The sequence below is a fragment of the Pseudomonas asgharzadehiana genome (assembly GCF_019139815.1).
In the GTDB taxonomy this organism is placed as follows: Bacteria; Pseudomonadota; Gammaproteobacteria; order Pseudomonadales; family Pseudomonadaceae; genus Aquipseudomonas; species Aquipseudomonas asgharzadehiana.
This window is the reverse complement of sequence record NZ_CP077079.1, coordinates 903826-918228: the sequence shown is the minus strand read 5'-3', so window position 1 is coordinate 918228 and position 14403 is coordinate 903826. Positions and strand designations below refer to the sequence as shown.

The window sequence follows — 14403 nt, the reverse complement described above, 5'->3', positions numbered from 1 at the left end:
AAAACGAGCAAGGCGTCAGATGAGAATAGCTGTTAACTCGGAGGATACGCCGTCAGCGCCTTTTGCACCGCCTGGCGCAACGCATCCGCGCGCTCGCTGAGGCTGCCCTGGCTGCTGGTTTCCGCGCTGGCGCTCCACACCGGCTGGCCACTGCGCGCGTCGAACAGATTGACGCGCACCACCACCACTTGCACTTCATAAGTGCGCACGATGGGCGCCGAGTTGTACATGCCGTAGCCATTGCCGTAACGGTTATAGCCACCGTAGCCGTAGCCATAGTCGTCCTGGACCTGTTTGAGGCGCTTCTCCAGGCGCACATCGGCGCTTACCCACAGGTCCGGGGCACGCTTGTCATGCAGCGGGCGCAAGCCGCGCTGGTCAAGGGCACCGCTGACCGCTTCGGCCACTTGCGCCGAATCAGCCCACGCCGTGCCGGCCGGCAGCTGGCCGTTGCGCCAGGCCCAATTGCGGTAGGCGCCGTAATCGCGCACCGGCGCCGGGTAGGCGCTGGTATCAAAGGTGGTGGCCGCCTGGGCCGGTGCCGGCGGCATCGGGGCCGAGGCTGCGACGTAGGGGTTGGGGCTTGAGCAAGCGCTCAGGCCGAGGGATAACAGGATCAAACAGAGACGACGCATTTCGACCTCCGCAGACTGGGCCGCTTAAACCGGACGGCAGATCCAGTGCAAATAACGCCCAAGTCCGGCAAAGCTTGGGTGACGACGGTGAGCGAGTTCCATCTCTACAAGGTCCTGAAGATGGGCGCGGGCCTGGAATTCCACCGGCATGTAGTCGTGGAACACCCGCACCCCACTTTGGCTTTCGACCTGCCACAACCCCTGGAGTTGCGCCGCCAATTCGCGTGGGTCGAGGGGCTGCTGCGGGGTAAGGCTCTGCTTCTCGCCGGCCATGTCGTTCTTGCGCATTTTGCGAAAGTGGCCTTTGAGCAGGTTGCGGTAAATCAGCGCATCACGGTTGTAGAACGCCAGGGACAGCCAGCCGCCGGGCACCGTCAACTGATGCAGCACCGGCAGGATCGCATGGGGTTCGGCCAGCCATTCCAGCACGGCGTGGCACAGCACCAGGTCGTAGGGTTCGGTGAGTTGGCCGAGCAGGTCTTGCCAGGGCGCATGGATAAAGGTCGCGGCCTGCCCTGCTTCGGCAAACCGTTGGCGCGCACCGTCGAGCATCGGCTCGGCGGGTTCGGCCAGGGTTACCTGATGCCCGCGCTCGGCCAGCCACAGCGACATATGCCCCAGGCCTGCGCCAATATCCAGCACGCGCAAGGGCCGATCCGGCAGCGCTTCGGCCAGGTCGGCCTGCAACACCGCCAGACGGATCGCACCTTTGGCGCCACCGTAGATCTTCTCGGCAAAGCGCGTGGCCAACTGGTCGAAATGGCGATCACTCATGGCTAAACCGCCGTTCGCTGTCGGCCAGTTTGGCGCGTACCACTTCGTTCATGTCCAGGCCCAACTCGCTGCACAACAACAGCAGGTACAGCACGATATCGCCGACTTCCTGCCCGGCGTGGGCAAGTTTATCGGCAGGCAACTGGCGCGATTGGTCTTCGGTGAGCCATTGGAAAATCTCCACCAGTTCGGACATTTCCACACTGGCGGCCATGGCCAGGTTTTTCGGGCTGTGGAACTGCTTCCAGTGGTTGGTATCGCGGATGCGGTGCAGGCGTTCGGTGAGGTGTTCGAGGTTCATGCTGGGCTCCTGAAGGTGTGTAGCTTCGGGGGGATCAGGGATGAAGGCAAGTGAATAGGTGCGTTGTGCTCAAGGCCGCCATCGGGGCTTGCTCCCGATGGCAATTTAATCAACAACGCTGAATTCAAGGCGTGCCGTTTGGCCAGCCTCATCAAGGACACTGAGCTGATAACGCCCCAACCGCTCGAAACTGGCATTGATGAAGTCCTGATTGGCACTGTCGCCCAGCGGCTCGCCGTTGAGGAACCACCAGCGTCGGCCACTGCCGCCCAGGGCGGAAAGTTTCAGGCGCAAGGTTTGTTGGCTGCCGGCGGGCAGGCGCAGTTGGTCGCCTTCGCGCACGCCGACGATTGACAGCGGCGAGGACGCCGCCAGTGCCGGTGGCGGGCACTCCGGGTCGGCCGCCGGGATGCGCGCTTCACGGCGTTCCGCCCTCGGCAGCCACGGTTCCAGCGGCGCGGGCCACAGGGCGATACGCCTGGCGACCGCGCCCGGGCAATGGGCATCCACCCGCAGCCCCCTGGCGTTGACCCAGATACTTTCCATCAAGCCCACACTCAGCGGTTGGTCCAAGGCCTGCAAGGTCGGCGGCGTGGTGTTGTCCAGTGTCCAGGCGAAGCGCTGGCGCCGGCAATTGGGGTCGCCGCGGCTCATGGGCTGGCCGAGCGGCCAACAGATCGCCGCCACACCCACGTTCGCCGGCACCGGTTTAACCGGGGCGCTGATGCCGCGCTGGCTGTCGCGGTTGGTCAGCACGTCGTGTACTTGCAGCATCAACGGCGCAGCCGAAGCCAGGCCGAACTGCCCCGGCACCGGCGTGCCGTCCGGTCGGCCGATCCACACGCCGATCAAATAGCGCGGCCCCACGCCGATCGCCCAGGCGTCGCGAAAACCGTAGCTGGTGCCGGTTTTCCAGGCCAGCACCGGGCGCTGGACCAGTTCGGCGCGCGGGTCGCGGTCCGGCCGTGCCTGGCCGCTGAGGATGCGCCGCACAATCCAGGCAGCCCCTGGCGACAGCAACGGCCGTTCTCTAAGCGTGTCGTCCGGCTGCAATCGCAAGGTGGCGCTCTTGCCGTCGCGGGCGAAGGCGCTGTAGCCGCTCACCAGGTCTTCCAGTCGGCTACCCGCGCCGCCCAGGATCAGCGCCAGGTTGGGCTCGGCCAACGCCGGCAATGCCAGGGGCACGCCGCCGATACGCATCTGGGCGGCAAAGCGCTTGGGCCCGTACGCTTCCAGCAACTGCACCGCCGGCAGGTTGAGCGAACTGGACAGCGCCGTGCTCGCCGGCACCGCGCCGGTAAACCCCATGGAGAAGTTGCCCGGCCGGTAATCGCCGTAGCGCCGGGGCACGTCTTGCAACAGCGATTCGGAGTGGATCAAGCCTTCATCCAACGCCATGCCGTACAAAAAGGGTTTGAGGGTGGAGCCGGGCGAACGCAACGCGCTGATCATGTCCACATGACCGAAACGCTTGGCGTCGTTGATGTCCACCGAGCCCAGGTAGGCGCGCACCGCCATGCTTTCTGCCTCGACCACCAGGATCGCGGCCGAGGTGTGCTCCGGCAACCGCGCACGCCATCCCAGCAGCAGGTCTTCGAGGCGGCGTTGCAGGTTGGCGTCCACGGTGGTGCGAATAAGCGGCGGGCTGTCGGGGCGGTTCAGACGCCGGGCGAGCAACGGGGCAAGGCTTGGCTCCAGGCGCGGGGCGAGCAACAGCGGCTCTTGCAGGGCTTCATCGACGGCTGATTGCGGCCATACCTTGAACTCGCCCAGGCGGCGCAGCACCTTGTCGCGGGCAGCCTGGGCGCGTTGCGCGTGACGGTCCGGGCGCAAACGGCTCGGCGCCTGGGGCAACACCGCGAGCAGCGCCGCTTCGGCATGGGTCAACTGTGACGGGGACTTGCCCAGGTAGGCCCAACTGGCCGCCGCCACGCCTTGCAAGGTGCCGCCAAACGGCGCGCGGTTGAGGTAAAGGGTGAGAATTTCATCCTTGGACAAGTGCCATTCCAGCTGCGCCGTACGCCACAGTTGACGCAACTTTCCCTGGAAGGTGCGCGAATGCGGATCGAGCAAGCGCGCCACCTGCATCGACAAGGTGCTGCCGCCAGACACCACCCGCGCACCGGTCAGGTTCTGCCAGGTCGCCCGCGCCAGTGCCAGCGGGTTTACGCCCGGGTGCTGGAAGAACCAGCGGTCTTCGTAGGTGAGCAACGCATCCAGGTAATACGGCGACACTTCGTTGGTCTGCACCGGGTAGCGCCACACGCCATTGGCATCGGCGAACCGCCACAACGGTGTGCCATCCTCGGCCAGAACCACCCGTGCCAGGTCATCCTGGGGCAAGGGCAAGGGCCAGATGCGGTCGGCCAGCCATAACAGGGCAATCACCAGCAGCACAGACCCAAGAGCCCAGCGCAGTAAACCCTGTGGGCCCCGTGTACGCCCTTGAAGGATTAATCGAAACCTCAAACCGGCAAACCTCTATGCTTGTAGGGAACTAGCCTGTCGCAATAACAACCAATGCACAGATACGCCCACCTTCTCATCAGGACACACACATGCAGGTAGAAAGCTTCTTCGAATGGTTGGGCCAGGCGCTCGGTTCCGTCATCCGGTTTATCGTCGATGGCCTCAGTGGGCTGTTCGGTGCGCTGACCCATGCCGGCGGCAACTTTATCGAAGGCCTGTCGCGCACGTTGGGCATGGACACCTCGATCATCAGCATTCTCACGCTGATCATCGGCCTGATGTTGTTGTATTCGGCGGTACGCGCATTCATGCGGGCATCGATCATCATGGGGATTATCTGGTTGATGCTGGGCCTGTGGCTGCTCAGTTGGGTCGTGCACTGACCCTGAAACTGCCACAGCCCCCTGTGGGAGGGAGCCAGTCGAATCGTCGCACCGCCCCTCCCACATTCATCTTCATTCCAAGCTGAAGTATCAGCGGCCCTTGATCACCAGATCCGCCGGGGTCTCTCCCACCGCCTGCCAGTTCGGCCGGTACATCGACTCCACCTGCGGCGGCGGCACGCGGTAAGTGCCCGGTGTCACCGCACGCGCCAGGTACAGCAGGTGCGTGGTGCCATCGCTGTCCAGGTTGATCGCCGCCACGTAGCGATCATCACGGAATTCCTGATGCTTGAGCGCCGCGTTCTGCATCGACTCACGCCACTCCTTCACTTGGCTGCTGGCGTTTTCCAGGCTGGCGGCGCTTTGCGCCAGGTTCTGGTTTTCCAGCTCCAGGCCGGCGGGCAGCAGGTCGACCACCAAGGCATCCGGCACACGCTGCTTGGCGCTGACCGCCAAATGCACCAGTACCAGGTCGCCGCTATTGAGGTTGCGCAGGTTCAGCGGCTGGCCATTCATGCCCAGGTATTCGCGGCGGATGCTCAGGTTCTCGCCACCCGGCGCCGGTGGCACCTGGGGGTAACCCGAAATGGTCAGTTGCTGATACACCGGCGTGTCACTCTGATTGCTCAGGCTCAGGTCGTCGGAGAGCAATTTGTCGTCCAGTTGCAGCGTCGATTGTTGGTTATTCAACTCGCGTACGCCGCCACTGCCGGTCAGGGATACTTGCCAGTTTGCCTCAGGCCGGGCGAACCCAAGCCGCCCGGCCAGGAACAGCGAATTACGCTCCTGGGTCGACAAATACGGGCTGGCCGCCAATTGGTCCGACAGCGTAAACAGGCGCTCTTCACGCTTGCCCTTGGCCAGATCGTTTTCTTCAAGCAAGGCCAAGATCATCGCTTGGTCACGCAGCGGGCTGCCATAGTCGGCCAGCCATTCCTTGGCGCTGCGCTGCGCCGCCAAGCCGGCCTGCAAGGCCTGGTCCGCACGCGGCTGATCGCCCATTTTTTGCAGGGCGACGGCCAACTGCACCAGCGGCAACCCGGAACGCGCATCGCTGCGGCGCTCGAAAATACTGCGCAACGCCCCCAGCGGCGCCTGCTGACTGCGCGCCAACACCATGCCTGCATACGCTTGCACGGCAAAGCGCGTGTGTTCGGCATTGTCGCTGTAATCGACCTCGATCAGGTTGCGCTCCTGCACATACCGCAACAGGCGCTCGCTGGCCTTTTTCAGCGCGTCGCCCGGCACGGCAAAACCCTGGTCGCGGGCACGCAGCAAGAAGTCGGTGACGTAGGCGGTCAGCCAATATTCTTCCTCGCCATCGGCGCCCCACAAGCCAAAGCTGCCGTTGTAGCGCTGCATGCCCAGCAGGCGTTCGATGCCCAGTTCGATCTTGCGTTTGCGCTCGGCATCCGGCTCGCCCTTGATGCTCAGGCGCTTGAGCAACGCATCGTCGGCATACAGCGACGGGTACAGGCCGCTGGCGGTTTGCTCCAGGCAACCGTATGGGTAGGCCTTGAGCGCCTTGATCTGCGCCCCGAGATTCAACGGCGGCCGGCTCGACAGGCTCAGCAGCGCTTCGCGCCCCGAGGTATCGAATTGCTCAAGGGTGGCGGCAGGCAAGCTCCAGGGTTCGCTTTTCAGCACCGCGCGATACTGCTTGAGCAACGCGGGGTACGCAGGACGCACACCCAGGGCCCACTCCCGGCTGAACGGCGGCAGGCTTTCACCCGGCAGGTCCAGCCCGTTGACCGTCACTTTCACCTTGCCCTGGCCCAAACCGCCCCAGGCTTTGACCGGAATACGCAGCGTCGTGCGCTGGCCCTGCTTGAGTTCGACGGTTTGCGCGCCACCGTTGACGAGCTCCAACTGGCCGTCTGCGCTCAGTTGCACGTCGAGTTTCTGCGCCTTGCCCGACAGGTTGGACAGGTCCAGCGCCAGGCTGGTCTGGTCTCCACCCGCGAGGAAGCGCGGCGCCGACAGCTCGGCGATCAGCGGCGCGGCAATCACCGTCCTGGCTTCAGCCATGCCGTAGCGATCTTCGCTCCAGGCCTGGGCCATCAGGCGCAGTTCGCCGTTGAAGTCGGGGATATTGACGCTGACTTCGCCCTCGCCCTTGTCATTCAGGGCTACCGGCGCGCTTTGCAGGGCGACGATGGTCACGCTGGTGTCCGGGCGCTTGCCGCCCTTGGCCAGCGCGGCATCACCGCCAAAGGCCAGGCTGGCCAGACGGCCCTGGCCGGCTTCGATCAGTTGGCCGTAGATGTCGAACTGGTCCACGCCATAGGCCTTGCGGCCGAACAGGCTGGCGTAGGGATCGGGCGTCGGGTATTGGGTGATATTGAGGATGCCCACGTCCACTGCCGCTACCAGCACATGCACCTGTTTGGGGACGCTGCCATCGGCATTCTTGGCCGCGACTTTCACCGTCAACGGCTGCTTGGGACGCATTTTTTCCGGCGCGGTGAGGGTAACGCCCAGTTTGCGCTGGGTGCGATCCAACGGCAGGTGCAGCAAGCCAACCGCCCGTTTGGGGGTGATATTGGCTTTGCGCTCGCCGGGACGAATCACCAACGCACTCACGTACAGGTCATGGCGCGACCATTTCGGGTCGAGCTTCACCGCGAAGCTTTTGCCTTCGGCCGGCACCTCGATTTCCTGCCACCACAATGGCCCTTCGGCGGACTCCACCAACAGGTAGCCTTTACCGGCGGCCGGCGGCGTAACGGTGACGTTGGCGGTATCGCCGTCGCCATACGCCGGTTTATCCAGCGCCAGCTTGACCTGGTCGGGGCGCACGGCGCCGCCTTCGGTGTTGTCCTGGGCCTGGTAACCGGCCCAGAAGCGCAGGCTGCTGACCAGGCCGGTCTGCGGGTCTTCGACCTCGACGCGGTACGGCCCCCACTCCACCTGGAAGCTGACCTTGGCGGTGTCGCCGGCCTTGATGTTCAGGCTCTGTTCGTCGAGGTTGAGGAATTTCTCGTTGTAGTGGTAGCTCCAGCCGTCGTTGTCCGAGTAGTTCCAGTAGTAGTCGCGGCGCTCGCGCACCAGGCGCACCTTAAGGTTCTGCGCGGCGAGTTTCTGCCCGTCCGGGTTGGCCAGCAGCACTTCGAATTCCGCCGGGCCATCGCCATTGGTTTCGGTGCCGTCAAACAGCCCACGCAGGCCCGGCATCTGCTCCGCCGGCCAGATCGGTTGCACCAGGCGTCGGGTAATCGGGCGTCCGCCCGACTCCTGCAGGCTGGCCTGCACGATCAGTTGCAGCGGCGACTTGGCCTCGGCCCATTTGCTTTCCAGGATGATTTTTTCCTGGCCCTTGGCATCCAGCACGCCCTCGTCCAGTTCGAAATCCTGGCTCAGTTCTTCTTCGGTGACGGAGCCGAATTGATAGCCCGGCAGCGCCTTGACCGCTTCACGCAAGGGCCGCACATACACTTGCCCGCTGACCCGATTGCCGGCGGCCGGCGCGCCGTAGAGGTAGCGCCCGTCGAGCTGAATCACTGCGGTCTGCGCTGGGTTCAGCGGCGTGTCGCTGCCCTTGAGTTCGAGCGCCAGGCGCTCGGGCAGGAAGTCTTCGACGAGGAATTCATACAATTGCGGTTTGCCATCGCCCAGGTCGAACACCAACTGCCAGCGCCCGGTCGGTGCTTCGCCGGCCAGTTGCAATTGATATTGATAGAGGCCGGAAGCGTCGGCGTCCCACACAAACTTGCGGCTGACCTGTTCGTCGGGGCGGCGCACCTCGACACTCACCGGTTGCGGCTTGACTGCATTGCCGTCCTTGTCGCGCAGCAGCGCATTGAGCAGCACGGTTTCGCCGGGGCGGTACAGGTCGCGCGGGCCGAACACAAAAAACTGCAGTGGGTTCGACGGTTGGCCGCCAATATCGAACTCCGCCAGGTCCAGCGCCGCGCTGTCCAGGCGCAACAGGCTGGTTTGCTCGCCCTGCTTGGCCAGCAGCACCTGGGCTTTTTTCGGCAACGGCAGCTGCGCGTGGCCGCCCTTTTCGGTCTTGCCCTGGCCGACCACTCGGCCGTCGGCGTCGAGCACTTCCAGGGCCACGTCGTCCAGCGCCTTGCCGCCGTCCAGAGCCTGGGTGAACACATCCAGACGATTGGCGTAGCGATGCACCGACAGGCCGATGTCACTCAAGGTAAATAGCGTGGCCGGCTGCGAATAGTTGTAGGTGCCCGACGCGCGCATCACCGCCAGGTACACCCCCGGCTGCTGCAATTGTTTGAGGCCGGCGATCGGCAGCAACAGCGTTTCGCGGGTGTTGCGTGCAGGTTTCAGGTCGAAGCGGCCGCCATAGACCAGGTCGGCCAGCGGCAGCAATTCGCGGGACTCATAACTTTGCAGGCTGGTATTGCGCCCCCACTGCGCCAGGAACGAGGGCAGCGATTCGGGCTTGATACGGAAGAATTCGACGTCGATCTTGTCGACGTTCAACGCAATCACCGGCAGGCCCTCGGCCAGGCGCGTCGGCAACAGCGTGCCACGGCTGGCGAAGCCGACAGTGGCTTGCAGGTCGCGGGTTTCCAGGCGGGCGGTGTATTCGGCGGCGAGCTTGTTTTGATTGACTGCCTCGACCCCGGCATCCACCGTCAACACCAATTTGCGCTGGGGTTCCAGATGGCGCAGGCGCAGCTCCATCAGGTTGTCGGACAGCTCCCAGGCGCCGTCGACCTTGCCGGACTTGCTGTCCACCAGATGGAGTTTGTCGGCGAACTTCTGATCGGGGTCCAGCGGGATCGAGAAACTCACCGACAGCGTGCTGGCCCCGTCCAACTGCACCTCGGACACGTCCACCACGCTCAACTCACGCCCGGCATAACGCTGCTTCAACGCCGCCACATCCACCGCGGCCTTGACCGGTTTCGGCGCGGTGGTCGCCGCCGCCGCAGGAGCGGTGGGAGCGGCGGGTTTGTCGGAGGAATCGCAGGCGCTCAGCAGGGCCAGCGCGCAAGCGAGAAACAGTCCTTTGTTAAGCATGGGGCACTCATCGTCAGAGGGAACCGGGGGGTGAACTATATATCAGCCGGGGTAAGGCCGATGTGGCGCTGGTCACATTGACCGACGGAGGGTGGGTTTGTTCTGGAGGAGCCTGAAGCCAAGCCAAATCCCACAGCCTGCGAAGATCAAAATGAGGGAGGCCCCCCTCCCACATTCGCCCTGCTGCGCGGCTGATGGCCGGGTACAATGCCGCTCCCCCAAGGAGCCCGCATGCCCACCTTACTGACTGACTGGCGCGACCGCCCTACGCATCACCGTGTATGGGCTTTGGCCGCGCCGATGATTCTGTCGAATATCTCCGTGCCGCTGGTGGCGCTGGTGGACAGCATGGTCATCGGCCACTTGCCCCACGCCCATCAACTGGGCGCGGTGGCCGTCGGGGCCAGCCTGTATACCTTCCTTGCCTGGGCCATGGGCTTTTTGCGCATGGGCTCTACCGGGTTCGCCGCCCAGGCCGCCGGGCGCAATGATGGCGCGGCACTGCGGCAGATCCTGTTGCAAGGTTTGCTGCTGGCGCTGGGCCTGGCGATGCTGCTCGGCACCGTGGGCATTCCGCTGAGCCACCTGGCCCTGGAATGGATGCAGCCCTCGCCCGAATTGAACCAACTGACCCGCGACTTCTTCCACACGCGTCTGTTCGGCCTGCCCGCCGCGCTGGCCAGCTATGCCTTGGTCGGCTGGTTCCTCGGCACGCAGAACGCCCGCGCACCGCTGGCGATCCTGCTGACCACCAACCTGGTGAATATTGCGCTGAACCTGTGGTTTGTCCTCGGCCTGGACTGGGGCGTGGTCGGCTCCGCCCGCGCCTCGGTGATCGCCGAATGGACCGGCGCCCTGCTCGGCCTGGCGCTCACGCAAAAAGCCCTGCGCGCCTACCCCGGCCATATCGCCTGGGCCGCGTTGAAGCGGTGGCACAGCTGGCGCCCACTGCTGGCGGTAAACCGCGACATCTTTATCCGCAGCCTGGCGCTGCAGTCGGTGTTCTTTATGATCACCGTACAAGGCGCACGCCTGGGGGATGCCACGGTGGCCGCCAATGCCTTGCTGCTCAATGGGCTGTTGCTGACCGCGCATGCCCTGGACGGCCTGGCTCACGCCGTCGAAGCCCTGTGCGGGCACGCCATCGGCGCCCGAGACCGCCAAGCCCTGCGCCGCTCGCTGGTAGTGGCCGGCGGTTGGTCGCTGATCGCCAGCGTTGGCTTTACGCTGTTGTTCACCTTGGCCGGGCACGTGTTTATCGCCATGCAAACCGATATCCCCAGCGTGCGCGAAACGGCTGACCTCTACCTGCCTTACCTGGCGGTACTGCCGTTGATTGCGGTGTGGAGTTATTTGCTCGATGGCTTGTTTATCGGCGCAACGCGCGCGCGCGAAATGCGCAATGGGATGGTGCTGACGGTGTTGTTGGTGCTGCCGATTGCCTGGGCGTTGCAGGGGCTGGGCAACCACGGACTGTGGATAACTTTCCTGCTGTTCATGGCGGTGCGCAGTTTGACGCTGTGGGCGATTGCCTGGCGGCTGAATCGCCAAGGGCTTTGGCTGGGAGCTAACTGAAGAAATGCAATCCAAATGTGGGAGGGGGCTTGCTCCCGATAGCAGAGTGTCAGGCAACTAAAGTGTTGCTGATATACCGTTATCGGGAGCAAGCCCCCTCCCACATTTTTAAATCTGTATCAGTTGATGTTACGAGGACAGGTAGGAGGAGCGGGTCAAGCCAAGACGCAGCGCATCCAGGAACTGGGTGCGCTCAGACGCCGAGATCTTCGCACTCGCACACTTGTCACGGTAATGCGTCATCAATTCCTCCGGCGACAAGTGCACGTAGCGCAGCATGTCTTCGATGGTGTCGTGGGTCTCGATCCCGGCGCTGTACACCGAACCGTCTTCACGCTGGTAGATGTTCACCGAGTCGGTGTCACCGAACAGGTTATGCATGTCGCCCAGAATCTCCTGGTAGGCACCCACCAGGAAGATGCCCAGCAGGTAGTCCTCGCCTTCGTTCAAGGCATGTACCGGCAGGCTGGTCTCGATGCTCTGCTCGTCGACGTATTGCTTGATCTTGCCGTCGGAGTCGCAGGTCAGGTCTTGCAGCACGGCACGGCGCAGTGGTTCTTCGTCGAGGCGATGCAGCGGCAGGATCGGCAGCACCTGGCCGATCGCCCAGGTGTCCGGCAGGCTCTGGAACACCGAGAAGTTACAGATGTACTTGTCGGCCAGCTTGTCGTTGAGTTCGTCCAGCACTTGGCGGTGCGAGCGCTGGCGAGCCTTGAGCGAGTTGTGCAGGCGGCGGCACACGGCGAAGTAGCATTGCTCGGCCAGGGCTTTCTCGGCCAGGGTCAGCTTGCCGTCGGCGTACTGGGTGGCCACGTCGCTCATGTAGTGGGTAGCGCGCCAGTAGGTTTCGGTGACCATCTCGATATCGGTGGGGCCGAGCAGGTCCACCAGCCATTGCACGGTTTCCGGCAGGCTTTCCTTGTTCTCGATCTTTGGGATTTCGTCGTTGTGTTTCTCCACGTCGGTGACCTGCACCACCAGCATGGCGTGGTGCGCGGTCAGGGAGCGGCCGCTTTCGGAGAAAATGTGCGGGTGCGGCAGGCTCTGCGCGTCGCAGAATTCCTTGAGCATGCCCACGACCACACCGGCGTAGTCGTCCATGTCGTAGTTGATCGAGCTGGCATTGCGCGAGTGGGTGCCGTCGTAATCCACGCCCAGGCCACCGCCGACGTCGATGTGATCCACCGGCAGGCCGAGGTTGCGCAGTTCGCCGTAGTAACGAATGGCTTCCTTGAAGCCGTGCTGGTAGTCGGCCAGGTTGGCGATCTGCGAGCCCATGTGGAAGTGCAACAGGCGGATGCCCTGGTCCAGGCCGGCCGCGCGGAAACGCTCGACCACCGACAGCAATTGCGCCGCCGACAGGCCGAACTTGGACTTCTCGCCACCGGTGTCCGCCCACTTGCTCGACGCCAGCGACGACAAGCGCACACGCAGGCCGACCTGCGGCTTGACCTTGAGGCTGGCGGCCTCTTCGATCACCAGGCCGACTTCGGATTCTTTTTCGATCACGATGAATACGTTGTGGCCAAGCTTCTGGCCCATCAGCGCGAGGCGGATGAACTCACGGTCCTTGTAACCGTTGCAGACGATGGTGCCGCCCTTCGGCGCCAGGGCCAGCACGGCCAGCAACTCGGGCTTGGAACCGGCTTCCAGGCCGATGGACACGTTCTGGGTGGCGATGATGTTTTCGATCACCGCTTCCTGCTGGTTCACCTTGATCGGGTACAGCGCGGTGTACTTGCTCTGGTATTCCAGGCGCTCGATGTTGGCATCGAAGGCGCCGGTCAGTTGGCGCACGCGGTCTTGCAGGATATCGGGAAAGCGCACCAGCAATGGCAACGACAGGCCGCTTTTGCGCAACTGGTCGACTTGCTCGTACAGGTCGACGGGCGTGCTGTTCGGGCCGTTCGGACGGACTTCAACGCGACCGGCGTCATTGATCGCGAAATATCCGGCCCCCCAATGGCGAATCCCGTAAACACTGCGGCTGTCCGCAACTGTCCATTGGCTGCCATCGTCTTTGCGTGTGCGTCGTACGGACATCGAAGTCCCCTATAAATGAAGGCGAAGGCGCCACCCCTCGTGGAGGCTGGCGCAGTCTAAAGAATGAAAATGACGATTTGCCTGTAAGAAGGTCAGACCCCACTCGCAGGACAGAGTTTAGACACAGGTTGGGAAGCGGCTGTCAGCCGCCGGACTTCTTGGCCTTGTAACCCAGCTTGATCAGCTCGGCCAACAGCAGTTCGACGTGATCGCCCTGGATCTCGATGACCCCGTCTTTCAACGCGCCACCGGTGCCGCAACGCTTTTTCAGCGCGGTGGCCAGTTCCTTCAGCGCCTCTTCAGCCAGCGGCACGCCGGTGATGGTGGTCACCGTCTTGCCGCCACGGCCCTTGCTCTCGCGTCGCACGCGGGCAATACCGTCGCCTTCAGGGATCAGGGTCTGTTTGCAGGTGCACGAACCCACGGGCTGACGACAGTCCGGGCAGTGTCGACCTGCATCGGTGGAAAATACCAGGCCACCAAGGGCGGCGAAGGATGCGGCTTTTTTGGCCACCGGCAATCCTCTTGGGAGGATGAAGACTGATCGGCGCGCCAAGCGTCACCGACCGCGAAGCCCCACTCAGGCAGGGGCAGCGCTACCGAGTCGCCAAGGCGGCTCGGGTGAAAAGTCGCGCAGTGTAACGGCAAAAAGCGAAGTTGCTAAGAGCCAAATGGCGCCAATTCATGCAAGTTTAGCGACGCAAGGCCAGATAGCGCCGCAAGCCCTCTTGAGCATCCGGGCAGTAAGGCTTTTGCGCAGCCTCTTGCAGCACCGTTTCGATGGGTAAAAAGCGCGCCTCCATGACTTCTTCAGGCTGCAAGTGCAGGGGGCCATCCCACACGGCGGAGTAGGACATGCACCACAGGCGGCTATCGCCATCCTCAAAATAAAAGTGGTCGTGCTCGACCAGCTCCACCCCGCTCACGCCGAGTTCTTCAGCCAATTCCCGCTGCGCCGACTGGGCATAACTCTCCCCCGCCGCCACCATGCCACCGGCCGCCGTGTCCCAGAAACCTGGGTACAGCGCCTTGCTCAAGGTGCGCCGATGCACACACAGCTCACCTCGGGTGTTGAACAGGAAGATAAAGGTGCAGCGGCCGATCAGGCCGCGCTGGCGAAGGTCAGACCGGACAAGGTGACCGAGCAGGTTGTCCTGCTCGTCGACCCAGCAGATCAGTTCGGCATCGGAGGCCGCGCGGTGGGCGGCCTCCTTCTGAGCGGCGTCCATCA

Annotated in this window: 10 protein-coding genes; 2 read left to right on the top strand and 8 right to left on the bottom strand. The window is 63.6% G+C overall.

All coding sequences use genetic code 11. From position 1 onward, the window contains the following. Positions 1-32: 32 nt before the first annotated feature. The 4 genes from KSS96_RS04050 to pbpC form a co-directional block, all read right to left on the bottom strand. Positions 33-635 (bottom strand): DUF4136 domain-containing protein, encoded by a 603-nt coding sequence (locus KSS96_RS04050; RefSeq protein WP_017527867.1) that lies wholly within the window; start codon positions 633-635, stop codon positions 33-35. A 24-nt stretch (positions 636-659) separates the two neighbouring features. After that, positions 660-1409, bottom strand: a complete 750-nt coding sequence (locus KSS96_RS04045) for a methyltransferase (RefSeq protein ID WP_017527868.1) — start codon at positions 1407-1409, stop codon at positions 660-662. Next, on the bottom strand, positions 1402-1710 hold the full coding sequence (locus KSS96_RS04040) for a MazG-like family protein (RefSeq protein ID WP_017527869.1): 309 nt from the start codon (positions 1708-1710) through the stop codon (positions 1402-1404). Before KSS96_RS04040 ends, KSS96_RS04045 begins: the two co-directional genes overlap by 8 nt. Positions 1711-1815: 105 nt before the next feature. Continuing rightward, complete coding sequence (gene pbpC / locus KSS96_RS04035) at positions 1816-4128, bottom strand: peptidoglycan glycosyltransferase PbpC (protein ID WP_135196353.1); 2313 nt, start codon at positions 4126-4128, stop codon at positions 1816-1818. A gap of 140 nt (positions 4129-4268) precedes the next feature. Here pbpC and KSS96_RS04030 point away from each other — a divergent pair, with 140 nt between their 5' ends. Further along, positions 4269-4562 carry a hypothetical protein gene (locus KSS96_RS04030; protein WP_017527871.1) on the top strand — a complete coding sequence of 98 codons (294 nt, stop codon included), beginning with the start codon at positions 4269-4271 and terminating at the stop codon, positions 4560-4562. A gap of 90 nt (positions 4563-4652) precedes the next feature. Here KSS96_RS04030 and KSS96_RS04025 read toward each other — a convergent pair whose 3' ends face one another. After that, the gene (locus KSS96_RS04025) at positions 4653-9554 is read right to left on the bottom strand and encodes an alpha-2-macroglobulin family protein (protein WP_217855747.1); all 4902 of its coding nucleotides are present in this window, start codon (positions 9552-9554) and stop codon (positions 4653-4655) included. Between the two features lie 231 nt (positions 9555-9785). Between KSS96_RS04025 and KSS96_RS04020 the strand changes: the two genes are divergently transcribed. Beyond that, a complete protein-coding gene (locus KSS96_RS04020) occupies positions 9786-11129 on the top strand; it encodes an MATE family efflux transporter (RefSeq protein WP_217855745.1) in 1344 nt (447 codons plus the stop codon). A 129-nt stretch (positions 11130-11258) separates the two neighbouring features. Here KSS96_RS04020 and speA read toward each other — a convergent pair whose 3' ends face one another. From speA to KSS96_RS04005, 3 genes are all read right to left on the bottom strand, one after another. Beyond that, positions 11259-13172 (bottom strand): arginine decarboxylase, encoded by a 1914-nt coding sequence (gene speA / locus KSS96_RS04015; protein ID WP_017527874.1) that lies wholly within the window; start codon positions 13170-13172, stop codon positions 11259-11261. Between the two features lie 142 nt (positions 13173-13314). Next, on the bottom strand, positions 13315-13686 hold the full coding sequence (locus KSS96_RS04010) for a translation initiation factor Sui1 (RefSeq protein WP_017527875.1): 372 nt from the start codon (positions 13684-13686) through the stop codon (positions 13315-13317). Between the two features lie 178 nt (positions 13687-13864). Then, a complete protein-coding gene (locus KSS96_RS04005; protein WP_065879411.1) occupies positions 13865-14401 on the bottom strand; it encodes an NUDIX hydrolase in 537 nt (178 codons plus the stop codon). Positions 14402-14403 lie beyond the last annotated feature (2 nt).

Excerpts from the sequence above, each read along its gene's own strand:
- KSS96_RS04050 (WP_017527867.1), bottom strand. The coding sequence starts at position 635 with ATGCGTCGTCTCTGTTTGATCCTGTTATCCCTCGGCCTGAGCGCTTGC.
- KSS96_RS04045 (WP_017527868.1), bottom strand. The coding sequence starts at position 1,409 with ATGAGTGATCGCCATTTCGACCAGTTGGCCACGCGCTTTGCCGAGAAG.
- KSS96_RS04040 (WP_017527869.1), bottom strand. The coding sequence starts at position 1,710 with ATGAACCTCGAACACCTCACCGAACGCCTGCACCGCATCCGCGATACC.
- KSS96_RS04030 (WP_017527871.1), top strand. The coding sequence starts at position 4,269 with ATGCAGGTAGAAAGCTTCTTCGAATGGTTGGGCCAGGCGCTCGGTTCC.
- KSS96_RS04025 (WP_217855747.1), bottom strand. The coding sequence starts at position 9,554 with ATGCTTAACAAAGGACTGTTTCTCGCTTGCGCGCTGGCCCTGCTGAGC.
- KSS96_RS04020 (WP_217855745.1), top strand. The coding sequence starts at position 9,786 with ATGCCCACCTTACTGACTGACTGGCGCGACCGCCCTACGCATCACCGT.
- speA (WP_017527874.1), bottom strand. The coding sequence starts at position 13,172 with ATGTCCGTACGACGCACACGCAAAGACGATGGCAGCCAATGGACAGTT.
- KSS96_RS04005 (WP_065879411.1), bottom strand. The coding sequence starts at position 14,401 with ATGGACGCCGCTCAGAAGGAGGCCGCCCACCGCGCGGCCTCCGATGCC.